This is a genomic window from Pseudarthrobacter sp. S6, from assembly GCF_050156575.1.
GTDB lineage: Bacteria > Actinomycetota > Actinomycetes > Actinomycetales > Micrococcaceae > Arthrobacter.
Map to the genome: position 1 here is coordinate 2920739 of NZ_CP189581.1, position 18238 is coordinate 2938976.

General features: G+C 65.3%; 19 protein-coding genes, 1 other RNA gene and 1 riboswitch. Of the genes, 16 read left to right on the plus strand and 4 right to left on the minus strand.

The window, feature by feature from the left end; translation table 11 throughout:
• The first annotated feature begins 99 nt into the window (after positions 1-99).
• From ACQCS0_RS13955 to ACQCS0_RS13975, 5 genes are all read left to right on the plus strand, one after another.
• Complete coding sequence (locus tag ACQCS0_RS13955) at positions 100-3900, plus strand: multifunctional oxoglutarate decarboxylase/oxoglutarate dehydrogenase thiamine pyrophosphate-binding subunit/dihydrolipoyllysine-residue succinyltransferase subunit (RefSeq protein WP_354153590.1); 3801 nt, start codon at positions 100-102, stop codon at positions 3898-3900.
• 121 nt (positions 3901-4021) lie between these two features.
• Positions 4022-4621 carry a GDSL-type esterase/lipase family protein gene (locus ACQCS0_RS13960; RefSeq protein WP_354153589.1) on the plus strand — a complete coding sequence of 200 codons (600 nt, stop codon included), beginning with the start codon at positions 4022-4024 and terminating at the stop codon, positions 4619-4621.
• A gap of 98 nt (positions 4622-4719) precedes the next feature.
• Positions 4720-5562 (plus strand): DUF4097 family beta strand repeat-containing protein, encoded by an 843-nt coding sequence (locus ACQCS0_RS13965; protein WP_354153588.1) that lies wholly within the window; start codon positions 4720-4722, stop codon positions 5560-5562.
• On the plus strand, positions 5562-6173 hold the full coding sequence (locus tag ACQCS0_RS13970) for a PadR family transcriptional regulator (protein WP_354153587.1): 612 nt from the start codon (positions 5562-5564) through the stop codon (positions 6171-6173). Before ACQCS0_RS13965 ends, ACQCS0_RS13970 begins: the two co-directional genes overlap by 1 nt.
• Positions 6174-6317: 144 nt before the next feature.
• Complete coding sequence (locus ACQCS0_RS13975) at positions 6318-6392, plus strand: 50S ribosomal protein bL37 (protein ID WP_104061284.1); 75 nt, start codon at positions 6318-6320, stop codon at positions 6390-6392.
• A 116-nt stretch (positions 6393-6508) separates the two neighbouring features.
• Here ACQCS0_RS13975 and rsrA read toward each other — a convergent pair whose 3' ends face one another.
• Positions 6509-6769 carry a mycothiol system anti-sigma-R factor gene (gene rsrA, locus ACQCS0_RS13980; protein WP_185260958.1) on the minus strand — a complete coding sequence of 87 codons (261 nt, stop codon included), beginning with the start codon at positions 6767-6769 and terminating at the stop codon, positions 6509-6511.
• Positions 6766-7590 carry a sigma-70 family RNA polymerase sigma factor gene (locus ACQCS0_RS13985; RefSeq protein ID WP_354153586.1) on the minus strand — a complete coding sequence of 275 codons (825 nt, stop codon included), beginning with the start codon at positions 7588-7590 and terminating at the stop codon, positions 6766-6768. The genes rsrA and ACQCS0_RS13985 overlap by 4 nt, the downstream gene beginning before the upstream one ends.
• Before the next feature lie 316 nt (positions 7591-7906).
• On the opposite strand from ACQCS0_RS13985, the gene ACQCS0_RS13990 reads away from it, so the two are divergent.
• The 11 genes from ACQCS0_RS13990 to ACQCS0_RS14040 all read left to right on the plus strand — a co-directional run bounded on the left by ACQCS0_RS13990 (position 7907) and on the right by ACQCS0_RS14040 (position 16602).
• Positions 7907-8443, plus strand: coding sequence for a DoxX family protein (locus tag ACQCS0_RS13990; protein WP_354153585.1), 537 nt, complete (start codon positions 7907-7909; stop codon positions 8441-8443).
• A gap of 6 nt (positions 8444-8449) precedes the next feature.
• Positions 8450-9850, plus strand: a complete 1401-nt coding sequence (aroA, locus tag ACQCS0_RS13995; protein ID WP_354223792.1) for a 3-phosphoshikimate 1-carboxyvinyltransferase — start codon at positions 8450-8452, stop codon at positions 9848-9850.
• Positions 9834-10949, plus strand: a complete 1116-nt coding sequence (locus ACQCS0_RS14000; RefSeq protein WP_354153583.1) for a ribosome small subunit-dependent GTPase A — start codon at positions 9834-9836, stop codon at positions 10947-10949. Before aroA ends, ACQCS0_RS14000 begins: the two co-directional genes overlap by 17 nt.
• 54 nt (positions 10950-11003) lie before the next feature.
• On the plus strand, positions 11004-11816 hold the full coding sequence (gene hisN, locus ACQCS0_RS14005) for a histidinol-phosphatase (protein WP_185260962.1): 813 nt from the start codon (positions 11004-11006) through the stop codon (positions 11814-11816).
• A gap of 156 nt (positions 11817-11972) precedes the next feature.
• Positions 11973-12086: riboswitch (SAM riboswitch) on the plus strand.
• Between the two features lie 35 nt (positions 12087-12121).
• Complete coding sequence (locus ACQCS0_RS14010) at positions 12122-13546, plus strand: aminotransferase class V-fold PLP-dependent enzyme (RefSeq protein ID WP_354223790.1); 1425 nt, start codon at positions 12122-12124, stop codon at positions 13544-13546.
• A gap of 107 nt (positions 13547-13653) precedes the next feature.
• Complete coding sequence (locus tag ACQCS0_RS14015; RefSeq protein ID WP_354223788.1) at positions 13654-14412, plus strand: class I SAM-dependent methyltransferase; 759 nt, start codon at positions 13654-13656, stop codon at positions 14410-14412.
• Between the two features lie 31 nt (positions 14413-14443).
• Entirely contained in the window at positions 14444-15157 is a 714-nt protein-coding gene (locus ACQCS0_RS14020) for a metal-dependent transcriptional regulator (protein WP_354153580.1), read from the plus strand.
• Positions 15158-15577 (plus strand): CrcB family protein, encoded by a 420-nt coding sequence (locus ACQCS0_RS14025; RefSeq protein WP_354223786.1) that lies wholly within the window; start codon positions 15158-15160, stop codon positions 15575-15577. It begins immediately after the preceding gene.
• Positions 15574-15972 carry a CrcB family protein gene (locus tag ACQCS0_RS14030; protein ID WP_354223784.1) on the plus strand — a complete coding sequence of 133 codons (399 nt, stop codon included), beginning with the start codon at positions 15574-15576 and terminating at the stop codon, positions 15970-15972. Before ACQCS0_RS14025 ends, ACQCS0_RS14030 begins: the two co-directional genes overlap by 4 nt.
• Positions 15973-16014: 42 nt before the next feature.
• Positions 16015-16383 (plus strand): hypothetical protein, encoded by a 369-nt coding sequence (locus ACQCS0_RS14035; protein ID WP_354153577.1) that lies wholly within the window; start codon positions 16015-16017, stop codon positions 16381-16383.
• An 81-nt stretch (positions 16384-16464) separates the two neighbouring features.
• Positions 16465-16602: a hypothetical protein gene (locus ACQCS0_RS14040; RefSeq protein ID WP_185260969.1), complete on the plus strand. Its 138-nt coding sequence runs from the start codon at positions 16465-16467 to the stop codon at positions 16600-16602.
• A gap of 3 nt (positions 16603-16605) precedes the next feature.
• Here the strand turns inward: ACQCS0_RS14040 and ACQCS0_RS14045 are convergent, their stop codons facing one another.
• Both ACQCS0_RS14045 and ssrA read right to left on the minus strand, forming a co-directional pair.
• Positions 16606-17586 (minus strand): trypsin-like peptidase domain-containing protein, encoded by a 981-nt coding sequence (locus ACQCS0_RS14045; RefSeq protein WP_354153576.1) that lies wholly within the window; start codon positions 17584-17586, stop codon positions 16606-16608.
• A 204-nt stretch (positions 17587-17790) separates the two neighbouring features.
• Positions 17791-18159: a transfer-messenger RNA gene (gene ssrA / locus ACQCS0_RS14050) on the minus strand.
• Between the last annotated feature and the right edge of the window lie 79 nt (positions 18160-18238).

Consider the following 18238-nt stretch of genomic DNA (forward strand, 5'->3'; position numbering starts at 1 on the left):
ATCGGTCCGGGTTCAGGACGCAGAGACTGGTTCGAATGTTGTGCTGCGGCACCGTGGCGGCCAGAGAGAAATCAAACTCATGGAAGAGGCGTATTTCAAGTGCCAGAGCAGCCTAGCCACCGTCTACCAGAGGAATTTGGCGGAAACGAGTGGCTCGTTGACGAACTGTACGAGCAGTATCAGAAAGACAAGAACACAGTGGATACCAAATGGTGGCCCCTTTTCGAGTCCTTCGATTCAGGCAGCGGTTCTTCTTCCAACGGAAGCACGGCGGTAGCCGTGGCCCACCCAGCAACCCGCGAAATGCCGGCTGTGCCGTCGGCACCTCCGGCTTCTGCAACTGCTGCACCGGCAACGTCGCCGGCCGCACAGCCGGCGGCGCCGGCCACCGCCCCCGCGGCGGCAAAGAAAGCTCCCGCTACGGTCGCCCGCGATGGCGCGAAGAAGACCGAGCCCGGAAGCGGGGCCCAGCCGATTCCGGCCCAGCTTCCCAAGAACGTCAAGGCACCCACGGCCCCGGAAGAAGACGTGGTCTCCGTTCTTCGCGGCCCGGCCAAGGCCATTGCCACCAACATGGTAACCAGCCTTGAAGTGCCCACGGCCACCAGCGTCCGGGCTATTCCGGCCAAGCTGCTGATCGATAACCGCGTGGTCATCAACTCCAACCTCGCCCGTGCACGCGGCGGCAAGGTTTCCTTCACGCACCTCATCGGCTACGCCGTGATCCGGGCACTGGCCCAGTTCCCTTCGATGAACGTCTACTACGACGAAATCGACGGCAAGCCCAGCGCTGTCCAGCCGGCCCACGTCAACTTCGGCATCGCCATTGACATGCCCAAGCCGGATGGCACCCGCCTGCTCATGGTGCCTAATATCAAGAAGGCGGAGACCCTCAACTTCTCCGAGTTCTGGCACACCTATGAAGACCTCATCAAGCGTGCCCGTGCAGGTAAGCTGACCGCTGATGACCACTCCGGCACCACCGTGTCCCTGACCAACCCCGGCGGCATCGGCACCGTTCACTCCGTGCCGCGTCTGTCCAAGGGACAGGCTGCCATCATCGGCGTCGGCGCCCTGGACTACCCAGCCGAATTCCAGGGTTCCAGCGAAAAGATCATTGCGCAGAACGCCATCAGCAAGGTCCTGACGCTGACGTCCACGTATGACCACCGCGTCATCCAGGGAGCCGGCAGCGGCGAGTTCCTGAAGCTTGTGCACCAACTGCTGCTCGGTGCCCAGAACTTCTACGACGACATCTTCGAATCCCTCCGGATCCCGTACGAGCCCGTGCGCTGGAGCCCGGACCTGCAGGTAGACCCGGCCGACGAGATCAACAAGGTTGCCCGGATCCAGCAGCTGATCCATTCCTACCGCGTGCGCGGCCACCTGATGGCAGACACCGATCCACTTGAGTACGTCCAGCGCAAGCACCCGGACCTTGACGTTCTCACCTATGGGCTGACCCTGTGGGATCTGGACCGCGAGTGGCCCACCGGCGGGTTCGGCGGCAAGCCGATGCTCAAGTTCCGCGACATCCTCGGTGTCCTCCGTGACGCCTACTGCCGCACCACCGGCATCGAGTACATGCACATCCAGGAGCCGGAAGAGCGCAAGTGGTTCCAGGACCAGCTGGAACACGCGTACTCGAAGCCGAGCCGCGAAGAGCAGCTGCGCATCGTGTCCCGGCTCAACGCCGCTGAAGCATTTGAAACCTTCCTGCAGACCAAGTTCGTCGGCCAGAAGCGCTTCTCCTTGGAAGGCGGCGAATCCCTGATTCCGCTGCTGGACGCCATCATTTCCGATGCCGCTGACGACGGACTGGACGAGGTTGCGATCGGCATGGCCCACCGCGGCCGCCTGAACGTCCTCACCAACATCGCCGGCAAGACCTACGCCCAGGTGTTCCGCGAATTCGAAGGCACGCAGGATCCCCGCTCCGTGCAGGGCTCCGGCGACGTGAAGTACCACCTCGGTACCGAAGGCACGTTCACCTCGGAAAACGGCAACGAGACCAAGGTCTACCTCGCCGCCAACCCGTCCCACCTCGAGGCGGTCGACTCCGTGCTCGAAGGCATCGTCCGCGCCAAGCAGGACCGCCTGGACCAGGGCGAGGCCTTCCCGGTGCTGCCCCTGATGGTCCACGGCGATGCTGCCTTCGCAGGCCAGGGCGTGGTTGCCGAGACGCTGAACCTGTCCCAGCTCCGCGGCTACCGGACCGGCGGCACCATCCACGTGGTGGTCAACAACCAGGTGGGCTTCACCACGGCGCCGTCGTCGTCACGCTCGTCCACGTACTCCACGGACGTCGCCAAAATGATCCAGGCGCCTGTGTTCCATGTGAACGGTGACGATCCCGAGGCAGTGGTGCGCATCGCGCAGCTCGCCTACGCGTTCCGCCAGCGGTTCCACAAGGACGTTGTGATCGACATGGTGTGCTACCGCCGCCGTGGCCACAACGAGGGTGACGACCCCTCGATGACCCAGCCCATGATGTACAACCTGATCGAAGCCAAGCGCTCCGTCCGCAAGCTGTACACCGAGGCACTCATCGGCCGTGGCGATATCACCGAGGAAGAAGCCGAGCAGCTGCTCCGCGACTACCAAGAACGTCTGGAACGGGTCTTCGCCGAAACACACGCGGCGCAGACCTCGCCCATCCCGATCATCACCGCCGACTCCGCCGCAGTCTCCGACATTGAGCGTCCCATCGCCCAGCAGGCTGACTTCGGCGCCAATGCCCCGGCCTCCACTGCCATTTCGCCGGAGACCCTGGCGCACATCGGCAAGGCTCACGTCCAGATCCCCGAGGGCTTCACCGTCCACGCCAAGCTCAAGCAGCTCCTTGAGAAGCGCGAGCAGATGTCCCGCGAAGGCGGCATCGACTGGGGCTTTGGCGAGATCGCGGCCTTCGGATCGCTGATCATGGAAGGCGTTCCCGTCCGGCTTGCCGGCCAGGACTCGCGCCGCGGCACGTTTGTGCAGCGCCACGCAGTGTTCCACGACCGCGCCAATGGCGGCGAGTGGCTGCCCCTGGGCCACCTCTCCGATGACCAGGCCAAGCTGTGGATCTACGACTCCCTGCTGTCCGAATACGCGGCCATGGGCTTCGAATACGGCTACTCGGTGGAACGCCCGGATGCCCTGGTGCTGTGGGAAGCGCAGTTCGGTGACTTCGTCAACGGCGCGCAGACCATCATCGATGAGTTCATCTCCTCGGCCGAGCAGAAGTGGGGTCAGCGCTCCTCCCTGGTCCTGATGCTGCCGCACGGCTACGAAGGCCAGGGCCCGGACCACTCCTCGGCACGCATCGAACGCTTCCTGCTGATGTGCGCCGAAGAGAACATGATCGTCGCCAATCCCACCACGGCGGCCTCGCACTTCCACCTACTGCGCCGCCAGGCGTACAGCAGGCCGCGCAAGCCGCTGATCATCTTCACGCCGAAGCAGCTGCTGCGGCTGAAGGCAGCCGCGTCGTCCGTCGAGGACTTCACCACGGGCGCCTTCCGCCCCGTCATCGGCGACCACGAGCAGTTGGCGGCAGACGCCGTCGAACGCGTATTGCTGGTCTCCGGCCGCCTGTACTACGATCTCCTGTCCACCCGGCAGAAGACCGATGACAAGACCACCGCGATTGTCCGCGTGGAGCAGCTTTACCCGCTGCCGCACGAAGAAATCGCAGCGGAACTGGCCAAGTACCCGAACGCCGAGGTTGTCTGGGCACAGGACGAGCCCGCAAACCAGGGGCCGTGGCCGTTCATGGGACTGAACCTCCCGGAGGCGCTGGACCGGCGCGTCCGCCTGGTGTCGCGTCCCGCGTCGGCCTCCACTGCGGCGGGCTCCATGAAGCGGCACGCTGCCGAGCAGGATACGCTCCTCAAGCAGGCATTTGCACGGAAGTAGTACCAGTGGCTGCCCGGCCGGACGTCGAAATACCAGACTCCGGCCGGGCAGTTCTGTTTAATGAAGATGGATCATAGCCACGCCGGTTGGCCACAACCGGCACGGACGTTAAGAGGGACTTGTGGAAGACAGGAAGCTGCGGATCGCAGCTGTTGGAGATGAACTGCTTGCCGGGCTGGGCGACCCCAGGGCCCTCGGCTGGCTGGGCCGCGTATTGGCCCGCACTCCGCAGGACGGAATGGTCATGGAAGCGTACGCCCTCCCCTGTCCCCAGGAAGGAACGGAAGGGCTGGCTGCCCGCTGGCAGGAAGAGGCCGGCCGGCGGTTCGGCGACCACCACGAAAACCGCCTGGTGATCGGCCTCTCGGGCCGGGACATCGAGTTCGGCCTTTCCACCGCCCGCAGCCGCCTGAACCTGGCCAATATCCTGGATACGGCCACGCAGAACCGGATCGAGGTCTTTGTCGTTGGCCCGCCGCCCACGCTGGACCCGGTACAGAACCGCCGGCTCGCCGATCTCAACACCGCTTTCGCTGACGTCACCACCAGGCGCAAGCACCTCTATGTGGACACGTTCTCCCCACTGCTGAACCACGAGCAGTGGCGCCAGGACCTTGCGGCCAACACTGGCACGCCGGGGCAGGCGGGCTATGGCCTGATGGCCTGGCTGGTCCTCCACCGCGGCTGGTTCCAATGGCTGGGCATGGACGCCCCCGAGTAGGTTTCCAGCCCCCTCAGTCGCGATATATCTTGACCGGCTCCGCTGGCCCGTTGTATCTTGGGGTATCAGTCACGATATATCGCGGTTTTGGAGGATTCATGACAGAGGACAGCTGGACCGTCACAGGTCCGCAAACCATCGATGTTGGCCCCGTCAGGTCGCTGAAGCTGGGCATGGTCCGCGGCAGGTTCGACGTCGTAACCCACCCGGAGGCCGTTGTTCGCGTGGAGATCAACGAGGTCCAGGGCGATCCTGTGTCGGTGACGCTGACCGACGGCAGGCTTGAGGTCCGCCATCAGCTGCACGGCCCCCAGGGCTGGTTCAAGAACCTGATGGGCACGGTCAACCACAACAGCAACAACTCAGCGGTTATCAGCATTGCCCTGCCGGCCGGCGTGGAGGTGGAGGCCGGCACGGTCAGCGGCGATGGCCTCGTCTCAGGAACCAGCGGGCACACCCGGCTCAATACCGTCTCGGGTTCAGTGATGGCGGACGGCACCACCGGGGAACTTCATGTCAACACGGTAAGCGGCGAGGTCATCGCGAGAAACCACGACGGCGTCCTGACCGCCAAGAGCGTTTCTGGCGAGGTCACCGCCTCCGGCCGGTTCAGCAACATCCGGGCGCACACGGTCAGCGGCGACATGAGTTTTGACTTGCTCGGATTCACCCACGATTTCGGTGCCAATTCAGTCTCCGGTGACCTCACCATCAGGCTTCCCCACGACGTCGGGGTGGACATCGTGGCGAAGTCCGCCAGCGGCGTTGTGGTGATTGATGACCAGCAGTACTCCCAGCAAGGCGGCAAGGTGGAAACCATTGCCGGACCGGACGGCAAGCTGATGCTGGTCCGGACCAACTCAGTGTCCGGCAAGACGTCCATCTTCCATGGCCAGCCGGCCCGCAGCGACGACGCAAGAAGCCCGGAAGCGGGGCACTGATGCCCCCGGTGTTCGCCCATGGTGCACTCCGGCTGTACCTGCTCGCGCTGCTGGAGTCAGGCCCCAAACACGGCTATGAACTGATCAAAGCCCTCAGCGAACGGTTCGGCGGCACTTACTCCCCCAGCGCGGGGACCATCTATCCACGGCTGGGGAAACTCGAAGAAGAGGGACTCGTCGACACCGAGTCTGTCGGCCGCCGCACCAACTACCGCATCACTACGGCTGGACTTGCTGAACTCAACAAGCGCCGGGAGGAACTCGCCGGCGTCGAGAACGACATTTCCGCTTCCGTCCGCCGCCTGGCGGACAACCTGCGGGCGGATATCCGCGCCAACATGCGCGGGTTGCGGGCAGACCTGGCGGCCACGGCAGAGGCGGCCCGCTCCACGGCGCGGGCCGCCGACTTCAGGAAGGCCGGCCGCCAGTCGTCCGAAGGGTTCCGGGAGCTGAAGGAAGCGGAAATGCTGCTGCAGGCGTTCCGGGACGACCTGCGGGTGGAGCTGCGGCTGCAGGCCACCCGGCAACCGCTCAGCGCGCTCACGCTGGAAACCGTCAGGACCGTGCTGGACCAGGCGCGCATCTCCATCCGCAACTCACTGCCTGGCTGAGCCGACGGGCTGAGCAAGCCGCCGGACGGCGCCGCCGCTCAGTATTGGCCCCGGCCACACCCCGTTTCGGTTTCGCGGCGTGTCCCATGGTGTGGGAGACTTGAGGGCAGCTCTTTTGAGTACCAACATTTAAGGAGGCCAGCTATGAGCAAGCGTGCACGTAAACGTCGTGACCGTAAGCGTGGCGGCGCGAACCACGGGAAGCGCCCCAACGCCTAAGCTAGAGCTTGGAAAACGGTTTAAGCAAAGGACCCCGGAAGCCACTCGGCTTCCGGGGTCCTTCGTCTTTGCGCTGTTCTTTACGACGGCACTACTGCAGACGGCTGCCGCTTGTGTCAGGCGTCCACCGGGCGGATGGAGTGGATCCGGTCCAAAATGGCGTTCTTCAGGTTTTCCGGAGCGGCCTCGGTGCACGAGCGCTTCACCATGGTGCGTATCACGCACTCGAGGTCGTACTGCTCGGTGCACTCAGGGCACTCATCGAGGTGGGTCTTGATTTCCGTGATGTCCTCGCGGGTCAACGCCCCGTCGAGGTATTCGTAGATGCGTTGCATCCGGGCGTCATCGCAATCGCCCAATCCCTGGCAGTCGCTCATTTCCTGTTCTCCTGTTTTGTGGTCGCGGCCGTGTCCTGTGATTCGACGGCGCCTTTGAATCCTCGTTCGGCGGCATAATCCGCCAGCATGTCCCGCAACATTTTCCGGCCGCGGTGGAGCCGGGACATCACCGTCCCGATAGGCGTGTTCATAATGTCTGAAATTTCCTTGTACGCGAAGCCCTCCACGTCAGCGAAGTACACCGCCAGCCGGAACTCCTCGGGGATCGACTGGAGCGCCCGCTTGACGTCCGAGTCCGGCAGGTGGTCCAGCGCCTCAGCCTCGGCTGAACGCAGGCCGCGGGACGTGTGCGACTCAGCCCTGGCAAGCTGCCAGTCCTCGATGGTGTCCGAGTTCGACTGCAGCGGTTCGCGCTGCCGCTTGCGGTACAGGTTGATGTACGTGTTGGTCAGGATGCGGTACAGCCAGGCCTTGAGGTTGGTACCGGGCTTGTACTGGTGGAACGCTGAGAACGCCTTGGTGTAGGCCTCCTGGACGAGGTCTTCCGCGTCGGCAGGGTTCCTGGCCATGCGCATGGCGGCCGAGTACAGCTGATCCACGTACTGCATGGCATCACGCTCAAAACGGACCCGGCGTTCTTCCGCCGATTCGGTGGCCACGTCCACGGGTTGCTCAGCGGACACAGGCTCGGCACTCACAGGCTCAGCGGACACAGCCTCAACGGTCGCAGGGACTTCCGCTTCAGGCTGTGGGCCGCTCCCTGCTGGCGCATCGCTGCTGGCAGTGGCGTCGCTGCTTGATTTGGCTTCGCGTTCGGATGCCTCATACATGGCCTCGAGGGCCGGATCCAGGGTGCTCATTGCGTTCAAGTCTACTGTGACGGCCCTGGCACGTGGTGTTCCGTACTCCGGAAGATCGGATTCCAGAGCCTGCAGCGCCACGGGCCCGGTGGGCTCCGTCCCGTCCTTCAGTAACCTCAAGGGCAACTCCACTCTGTCTCAGGCCAGGGCGTTCCAGGCAAATATCTGCCCGGCAATCCGTGGTGTGTCAATTCGTCCGGTGTTCGGCGGACCCGCAATTCATAACCGCTGGCGGCAGGCAAATATTCCTCAAAAGTGCAAGACTAGAACGGACTCCGCCGCATTCGGTGCGGTTCGTCCAGCCAGGAGGAAATCCATGTCCTTTGTCCGTACTCTCGCCCGCCCCATGCTGGCTTCCAGTTTCGTCGTCGCCGGACTGGACAAGCTGAAAAACGCCGATGACACCGCCACCCAGCTCTCGCCGCTCCTGCAGAAGGCGGCCGCGTCGCTGCCGTTCCAGGCCGACGAGAAAATGCTGGCACGCGTGATCGGCGGAACGCAGGTGGGTGCCGGCGTACTGTTCGGCCTGGGCAAGTTCAGCCGCCTCTCGGCATCACTGCTGACCGTCATCTCCCTCCTTAATACCTTTGTGGAGTGGCGCAGCGCGGACATCAGCACCAAGGAAGGCCGCCAGGCCCGCCGGAACCAGCTGCTCAAGAACGTCTCCCTCAGCGGCGGCGCCCTGCTCGCCTCAGTGGACACCGCCGGCAAGCCCGGCCTGGCCTGGCGTGCCGAGCATCTCGCCGCAGACGCACGGAAGTCTGCTGCAGGTGCGCGGAAGACCACCGGCCAAAAGTTCCACAAGGCGGACAAGGCCGTGCGCCGCGCCGTGGATCACGCAACGGGGGCGTAAGGACGGATGACCGGTTCCACCCCGCCCGCAGCCACGGACCCCCGCATCAGCACCGACACCGTTCCGTTCTGGCCGGCTCCCTTCGCCAGCAGGCCCATCAACGCCACCGTCACGGTGCCTGGTTCCAAGTCCCTGACCAACAGGTTCCTGGTCCTGGCTGCGCTGGCTGACGGGCCGTCCCGTCTCCGCGCACCCCTGCATTCCCGGGACTCCGCCCTGATGATCGAGGCTTTGCGCCAGCTGGGGGCCACCATTACGGAGGTGCCCGGCGACGGAGCATTCGGGCCGGACCTTGAGGTCACGCCGCTGAGCCAGGAGGCGCCGTCGTCAAGCACGCACATTGACTGCGGCCTCGCCGGAACAGTGATGCGTTTTGTTCCGCCGCTCGCGGCGCTGCGCACCGGCGTGAGCGTGTTCGACGGCGACCCCCACGCCAGGAAGCGCCCCATGGGCACCATCATCGAGGCCCTGAGAGCCCTCGGAGTGGCGCTGACCGCGGACGACGGCGGGACCCCCTCGTCACTGCCGTTCACCGTTGAAGGTACCGGGCAAGTCCAAGGCGGCCATCTGGTGATCGACGCCAGCGCGTCATCCCAGTTCGTCTCCGCCCTCCTGCTGGTCGGCGCCAGGTTCACTGACGGACTCCACCTGGAGCACGTGGGCAAGCCGGTGCCCAGCCTGGACCACATCAACATGACGGTTGCCGTACTTCGCGGCGTCGGCGTGACCGTGGACGATTCCGTGCCGAACCACTGGGTGGTGGCCCCGGGCCCCATCCGCGCTTTTGATCAGCGCATCGAGCAGGACCTCTCCAACGCCGGCCCGTTCCTGGCCGCAGCATTGGCCTCCGCCGGCACCGTCCGCATCCCGGACTGGCCCACCGGCACCACCCAGGTGGGCGATCTCTGGCGCAGCATCCTGGCGGATATGGGCGCGGACGTCATCCTGGCTGACGGCGTCCTGACCGTCACCGGCGGGCCAGAGATCAAGGGCGCGGATTTTCACGAAACCAGCGAGCTCGCCCCCACCGTGGCGGCCCTCTGCGCCCTGGCCACCGGACCTTCACAGCTGACCGGCATCGCGCACCTGCGCGGCCACGAGACGGACCGGCTGGCCGCGCTCGTCACCGAAATCAACCGCCTCGGCGGCGACGCGGAAGAGACCAGCGACGGCCTCGTGATCCGCCCGGCAAAGCTGCACGCCGGCGTCGTCCACAGTTATGCGGATCATAGGATGGCCACTGCCGGCGCCATCCTCGGCCTCGCAGTACCGGGCATCGAGGTCCAGGACATCGCCACCACGGCCAAGACCATGCCGGAATTCCCGCAGATGTGGGCGGACATGCTCACCCAGGGCGCGGCCGCCGGCGACGCCACGGAAGGTTCCGCTGGTGGCACGCAGCACTGATTCCTGGGACGAGTCCGACGTCCGGATCCGGCCCAGCAAAAAGGGCTCCCGGCCGCGCACGAAGGACCGCCCCAGCCACGACGACGCCGTCACGGGCCGCATCATCACCGTGGACCGCGGCCGGTACACCGCCGTCGTCGGTGAGGACTCGGGCGACGAACGGATCATCATCGCCGCGAGGGCCCGCGAACTGCGCCGCTCCCCCGTGGTGGCCGGCGACTTCGTCTCCCTTGTCGGCGATGTGTCCGGGGAGCCCGACACGCTGGCCCGGCTGGTCCGGATCCAGGAACGCCGGACCTTGCTGCGCCGCAGCGCCGATGACACTGATCCGATCGAGCGTGCGGTGGTGGCCAACGCCGATCAGCTGGTGGTGGTGGTGGCCGCCGCAAACCCGGAGCCACGCACCGGCTTCATTGACCGTGCCCTGGTGGCCGCGTACGACGCCGGCATCGAGCCGCTGCTGCTCGTCACCAAGGCGGATGTCAGGGATCCCGCGGAACTGTTGTCCAACTACGAACACCTGGACTTCCCGGTGATCATCAGCCGTACGTCGGACTCCGAGGCCTCAGGTATTGATGCCCGCTCCGATGACGGCCTCTCTGCCCGCCTGGACGGAGACGCGGTTTCGCAGCTCCGCGCGTACCTCGAGGGCAAGGTCTCGGTGATGCTGGGCCATTCCGGCGTGGGCAAGTCCACCATGGTCAATGCGCTCACCGGGGCCGAACGGGCCACCGGTGGTGTGAACGCGGTGACCGGCCGCGGCCGCCACACGTCGTCGTCGGCCCTTGCCCTGAAGCTGACGGGAGCTCCCGCCGGAAGCTGGATCATCGATACCCCTGGCATCCGTTCGTTCGGTCTGGCCCATGTGGACCCTGACCGGATCCTGCGGTCCTTCCCGGACCTGGAACCGGGCACGGATGCCTGCGAGCGTGGTTGCAAGCACAACACCGCGGCTGTCAACTGCGGTGTGGATTCCTGGGTGGCGGCCGGTCAAGCGGGCCCCACTGGCCCGGCCCGGCTAGCATCCCTGCGGCGGCTGCTCGGCACTGATCCGCGCCTGGTTGGCCAGGAAACCAAGGAACTGGGCAGCATAGGCTAGCGGCCAAAAGCCGACGTCCCCAACCCCACGGCCCGGAGACGGTAGTTTGTAACCATGATCCAACCCGCTTCGAGCTACAACGATGACCTGCGCCTTGCCCATGTGCTGGCAGATTCCGTGGATGACCAGACCATGAGCCGCTTCAAGGCACTGGACCTCCGCATCGAGACCAAGCCGGACCTGACGCCGGTCACGGACGCGGACAAGTCCGCGGAGGAAGCCATCCGCGGCCAGCTGTCCCGCTCGCGTCCCCGCGACGCCGTGCTGGGCGAGGAATTCGGCAGTTCGGGCCATGGCTCCCGCCGCTGGATCATTGATCCCATCGACGGCACCAAGAACTTTGTCCGCGGCGTCCCGGTGTGGGCCACCCTGATAGCCCTCGTGGACGAAGGCGAACCCGTGGTGGGAGTGGTCAGTGCACCCGCGCTGGGCAAGCGCTGGTGGGCCGCCAAGGGTTCCGGCGCCTACATGGGCAAGTCCCTCGCGGCCGCAACGCGGCTCCGGGTCTCGGACGTCTCCAAGCTCTCGGATGCCTCCCTGTCTTATTCCAGCCTGGGCGGCTGGAAGGAACGCGGCAACCTGGATGAATTCCTGGGACTGACCGAAGACGTGTGGCGAACACGCGCCTATGGCGATTTCTGGTCCTACTGCATGGTGGCCGAAGGTGCCGTTGACATCGCCTGCGAACCGGAACTGAATCTGTACGACATGGCCGCACTGGTGCCCATCGTGGTCGAAGCCGGCGGCCGCTTCACCTCCCTGGAGGGCCAGGACGGACCGTTCGGCGGCAACGCCCTGGCCACGAATTCCATCCTGCACTCCGAAGTCCTCAAGCGGCTGAACCCGGATCTGGACGACCTTCTTTAGGTCGTTTTACGAATTATCGACGGCGGACGCCCCCTGATTGGGGCGTCCGCCGTCGTATCTTCGACAAATATTCCATTCCTCAAACGTGCGTAACAAAGCCCTTAACATTGGGGCGGGCTTCCTTCTCGCCCCGGCACATGTTCTACGCTCTTAACAGGTCACGAGTGCCAGCGCTAAACCCCGGTTTGCTGGCCGGCAACCCTCCATTCGCGGTGGGGTGCCCCGGGTGACGACCAGGCCGGTCCGGAATGGACACGGCAAGCGCGGATTCCCGGTACCGGGAGTCCTTTTAGAGTGAGGTCTCCTTGACAACTGCCACCGTCTCCCCCGCCAGTTTTTCCCCCAACAACGCCGCTGCGCTGATCCACGATGCCGCTACGGTCTCCGGACGCCCCCTATCCGCCGTCACCGGCGCGGAAATCCAGGCACCGTTGATCCAGGGCGGCCATGTCCGCTACGCAAACCTGGACTACGGCGCATCCGCTCCTGCCCTCTCCGTGGTGTCCGCCTACCTCAACGAGATCCTGCCGTTCTACGCCAGCGTCCACCGCGGCGCGGGCTTTGCGTCGCAGATCAGCACCTCTGTCTACGAGAACGCCCGGAACATCGTGCGCGATTTTGTGGGCGGACGCCCGGACGACTCCGTCATCTTCACCCGGAACACCACCGACTCGCTGAACCTGCTCGCAGGTTGCCTGCCAGCGACGGATGGCCGGCCGGATGGAGATGTCCTCTACCTGGACATCGAGCACCACGCCAACCTCCTGCCGTGGCAGGGCGTCCCGCACCGCAGCGTCGTCGCCGCGGACACCATCGTGGGGACCCTTGAGGTCCTGCGCGCCGAACTTGAGCAGGGCAACGTCAGTCTCCTCGCGGTCACGGGCGCCTCCAACGTCACCGGCGAGATCCTGCCGGTCAAGGCCCTGGCCGCCCTCGCCCATGAGTACGGGGCGCGGATCGTGGTGGACGCCGCGCAGTTGGCGCCGCACCGACGCATCAATATCAGCACCGACGACGTCGACTACCTTGCCTTCTCCGGCCACAAGCTCTACGCGCCCTTCGGCTCCGGGGTCCTGGTGGGCCGCACGGACTGGCTCGACGCCGGTACTCCCCATCTGGCCGGCGGCGGCGCCGTCCGCGAGGCCAAGCTCGACGGCGTCAGCTGGGCCACCGGCCCGGCCCGGCACGAGGGAGGCTCCCCCAACGTCCTGGGTGCGGCTACCCTGGCACGGGCCACCCAGGTCATCGCATCCTTGGACCAGGACCGCTGGCACGCCCACGAAGCGGCCATCCGGTCATTCCTGGTTGACGGGCTCGGGAAGATCGACGGCGTCACCGTGCACCAGATCTTCTCGGATACGGACGCCGACACCGGCACCATCGGCGTGGTGAACTTCTCCGTGGCAGGATACGACGCCGGACTCGTGGCCGCGTACCTGTCGGCCGAGCACGGAGTTGGCCTCCGGGACGGCCGCTTTTGCGCGCACCCACTCCTCAAGCGCCTCGGCCTTCCCTCCGGTTCGCTGCGGGCCAGCTTCGGCGTGGGCTCCCGGCTGGAGGATGCCCAGCGGCTCCTTGCAGGCCTGGAGCAACTCCGCCGGACCGGCCTGGGCTGGGACTACGTGGTGGACGCGGGCCGCTGGGTTCCGGCTAACGACACCCGCACCTACCCGCACTGGGCGCCCAACACGCCGGGTACGGCCGGCGCGGCTCCGTGCCTTGACGACTGACTGAGCCTTTCGTCCTGTACCTCCTGATCTGACGGCCACCCACCGGGTGGAGGCCTATACGGTAAATTCGACGGATACGGCATTGGCAGAGTTGAAGGAGGCCGGACGTGGCACGGGGTGGCCCCAGGCTTGAGCACGGACGCCGCCTGGAACTCGGGCAGAGTTTCCAGGACGGCGGCGAACATTACCAGCGCGTACGCCCTGGCTACCCCGCCGAATCAGCGGACTGGCTGATCCCTTCCGGAGCCAAAGACGCAGTGGACGTGGGCGCCGGGACCGGCAAGTTCACCGCCCTGCTGATGGAACGCGGCCTGGCGGTTTCCGCCGTGGACCCGTCCCCGGACATGCTGGACCAGCTGCGGGCACACTACCCGGGGGTTTACGCGACCCCGGGGACCGCAGAGGCCACCGGCCTCCCTGAGTCCTCGTTCGACGTCGTGAGCGTTGCGCAGGCCTGGCACTGGTGCGATCCGCTTCCAGCGAGCACCGAACTGGCGCGGATCCTGCGGCCCGGCGGAACCATGGCCCTGATCTGGAACCAGCTGGACACGTCCGTGCCGTGGGTCCACCGGTTGTCCCGCATCATGCACGCAGGCGACGTCTACAAGCCCGGCTTCCGACCGGTGGTGGGCCCGGAGTTTGAAGGCCTCCAAAGCCATGTGGCGGGGTGGGAGGACAGCCTCAGCACGGCGGACATCATGGAACTAACGAAGTCCCGCAGCTACTACCTGAGCGCTGGCGAAGCCACCCGCAGCAAGGTCCTGGCCAATCTGGACTGGTATCTGCACACGCATCTGGGGCACGCCGTGGAAGGGGACATCAGCCTGCCGTACCTGACGCTGACGTGGCGGGCAGCGAAGGCGTGACGGGCGCAGACCACCGGGTAGGCTTGGAGGCGTGAAGACCAGCGCGCCCTCCTCCTCGATCGAGGACTACGTCAAGGTCATCTACGGCTTCACGGAGTGGCAGGATAAACCAATTACGTCCTCCCAGCTCGCGCAGCGCCTGGGGGTGGCCAATTCTTCGGTCTCAGAGATGGTCCGCAAGCTCAAGGACCAGGGCCTGGTGGACCACAAGCCCTACAGCGCCATCACCCTCACGGACTCCGGTGTCCGGCTGGCACTGTCCATGGTGCGCCGGCACCGGCTTATTGAGACCTACCTCGTCCAGGAGTTCGGCTACAGCTGGGACGAAGTCCACGACGAAGCCGAATTGCTGGAGCATGCGGTGTCGGACACGTTTATCGAGCGCATGGCGACGAAACTCGGCAACCCGCAACGCGACCCGCACGGCGACCCGATCCCCGCCGCGGACGGCACGGTGCTGCTGCCGAAGGCCCATCTGCTCGGCGAACTCGATCTCGGACACACCGGCCGGATCACCCGCATCAGCGACGAGAACCCGGATCTGCTCCGGTATCTTTCCGCCGAGGAAATCGATCTCGATGCCGAGGTGGAGGTCGTGGGCCGCAAGCCGTTCGGCGGCGCGCTGGTGGTGCGGATCAGCAGCCCCGGCAGGAAGCGGGATTATGATCTCGCGGATGAAGTCACCGCTGCGCTCTGGGTCCACAGCGACCACCCCCACACCGGCTGCACCCTCAGTGGCACCTGAATGACGAACACCCGCGCGCCGGCATGGCAGGCCTGGGTGGCCGTGGCGACGGGCGGCCTGGCCGGAACCGAACTCCGGTACGGCCTGGGACTCGCGTTTCCGGAAGCCGCGGGGACAATTCCCTTGACCACCCTGGGAATCAATGTGGCTGGCAGCTTTGTGCTGGCCGGCCTCACCACGGTTTGGATCGCCCGGCCGCGGACTGCATTCTGGCTACGCGCCGGCCTCGGGCCAGGACTTCTGGGCTCGTTCACCACGTTCTCAGCCGTAATGTTCTCGATTGACCAGCTGGCCACGGCTGGTGAATATCCGGTGTGGATGGCTTACCTGGGGCTGTCCCTGGTTTTGGGTCTGGGCGCCGCGGCCGGTGGCTGGCGGACCGGGCGGCTGCTCACCGACCGGCTGGAGGCAGCATCATGATGGGCGCGGTCCTGGTGGGAGTGTTCGGCATGGCGGGCGCCCTGCTGCGCTTCGCCGTCGACAGCTGGTTCGCCCACCGTTCGGGGCTCCGTGGCGCCGTGGGCTCCAGCGGGACGCCGCGGCACTGGCCGTGGGCCACGCTGACAGTCAACGTCACCGGGTGCCTGATCATAGGGCTGTCCATCGGCATCACCAAACAGCTGGGCCTCGCTCCCGAGTGGCAGACCGCCGTCGCCACCGGTTTTGCCGGCGGCCTCACCACGTTCAGCTCCTGGACCACCGCGACGGTGCGGCTGCTCAGTGAGTCGCGGTTCGGGGCCGCAGCCTTGAACGTCGGCGCCAACCTGGCCGCCGGTTTCGCCGCGGCGGCTGTGGGCATCGCCCTGGCGTCGTAGGAAGCTCCTTCGGTTTGGCCCCGTCCCGTATCGTTGACTCTGATGATTAGCAGACGTGACGCGGCAATTGCCCTTGATGTACCGATGGAAATGGCCCAGCGCCATGGCATCCCCAAACGAATGACCGAGGCGGAGCTGGGCGAAATCCTGGACAACCCGCCGGCATGGCTGATCCAGTCGAGGGCCAACCGGACCGGCAAGCGTCCGGTCTGGGTGCACCTGGAATGCGCCGTCTGCGGCTATGAAGAAGCGGCCCGGCCTAAGAAATGGTGGCCGGAATTCACGTATGTGGTGTGCGAGCACCATTCCCCGGACGAGGTGCCCCCGCTGCGGGCTGGCCTTATCAGGAGCGAGTTCGACGGCGTCGGGACCCGTTTTGTGGGCATTGCGGACGTTGCAGTTCCGGACTGATCCGGGGCATTACATTCGGGGCTGAACAGGCGTATTTTACGAAGTGGGACGCAGCCCGTCCCCCACTGTAAGGAGCACGCCATGCCGGATAAGTCACCACATCAGCAGCTGCACAAGAAACCGGTTAAAACCATCAAGGAAAAACGCGCGGAGAAGAAGGCCAAGAGCCCGATTGAAGGCCCGCAGGACCCGGTAGCCCACCTGAAGAAGCGCCGGTAGCGGTTACCCGTTCCCGGCCATCTCTTCGGGCACTGCCACAATGTCCACTTCCTGGCCGTCCCTCAGCACCCGAATCGGCAGCGGCTGGCCGATCGCATCGACGAACAGCAGCTTCTGCAAGCTCTCGGCGTTGCTGACGGGGCGGCTTCCGGCTGTCAGGATGACGTCACCCGCCCGCAGGCCCCCGCGATCTGCAGGCGAACCGGCCAGAATCTCCACCACGCGCAGCCCGTCCCGTTGTCCCGTCCTGATCACCGCGCTGGCATTGAGCCGGAACGGCGTGCTGACCACGCCGAGATAAGCCCGCCTGACACGGCCGTCCTTCAGCAGCGCCGAGATGATGCGCCGCGTAGTGGTATTGATGGGCACGGCCAGGCCCAGCCCCGCGCCGGCCACTGCGGTGTTAATTCCTACGATGCGGCCGTGAGTATCGGCCAGGGCTCCGCCGGAACTGCCGGCATTGAGTGCCGCGTCAGTCTGGATGACGTCCTCGATCACGCGCCGGTTGCCGCTGGACCACACCGGAATGGCGCGCCCCAGGCCGCTGACCACGCCAGCTGTGACTGATCCGGCCAGGCCCAGCGGATTTCCCACCGCAATGACCAGCTGGCCCACCCGGAGCGTCTCGGCATCGCCGAACTGCGCTGGGGCCACTTTCGGCGCCCGGCCGTGGACCACCGCGAGGTCAGACAAAGGATCCGCCCCCACCAGTTCAAGATCGGTCCTGCTGCCGTCGGCAAACGCGGCATGGCCTTGGTGCGTGCCGGCTACCACGTGTGAATTGGTCAGCAGGTAACCGTCTTCCGTGAACAGCACTGCCGAGCCGGCACCCATCCGGAAACGGCCGTTGCGTCGGTTTCCGGTCATTTCAATGGCCGCAACATGCGGGGTAACCGTCTCGGCCACGCGCATGACGGTCTCCGAATACGAGTCCAGCGGACCGTCGTCGTACTCTTCCGCACGGGATTCACTGGCCGGGTCCATGGCGCACCTCCTGGCTGGCGTGGCTGCCTCCGGTTTCCAGACCTTGTGCTGCGCCGGAGCCTATTGGCGACAACCACGCGGTGGCCTCCGGTAGTCCCGGAACGGCTACGCCGTGGGTGAACAAGGGCGCAGACACGGCACTTAAATGCCAGAAGACCCGGACGCTGGGTCCGGGTCTTCTGGCAATGTCTTGCGACATTCAAAATGTGGAGATGGGGGGAATTGAACCCCCGTCCGATGTCGTGTTAACAGGTCTTCTCCGGGCGCAGTTTGCGTCGGATTTTCTCGGCCCCAGCCCTCCTGCAAACAGGTGGCTGATCCGGGCCCAGTCATCTAAGAGTCCCGTTTGCCCCGATGACGGAGGCAAGCAGCAGTGGCTATCTAAATGACGCCAGGATCCGGGGCAATAGCAACCTCGGGCTGACGGACTGTCTTACTGCTTAGGCAGCGAGAGCGAAGTCAGTGCGGTTTGATTTGGCACTTATTGGTTTGCAGACAGCGTTTACGAGATAATTCTGCATCCTCGGCCCGCTTCACCTGTCGCGACTAACATCGTCGAAACCGATCATCCCCGTATTTTGTTTTCAAACCGGCCGGGCTGTGCAGGCACAAATCCCTGCCGGACTATTTATCCTAACGCATGTCCGGCGGA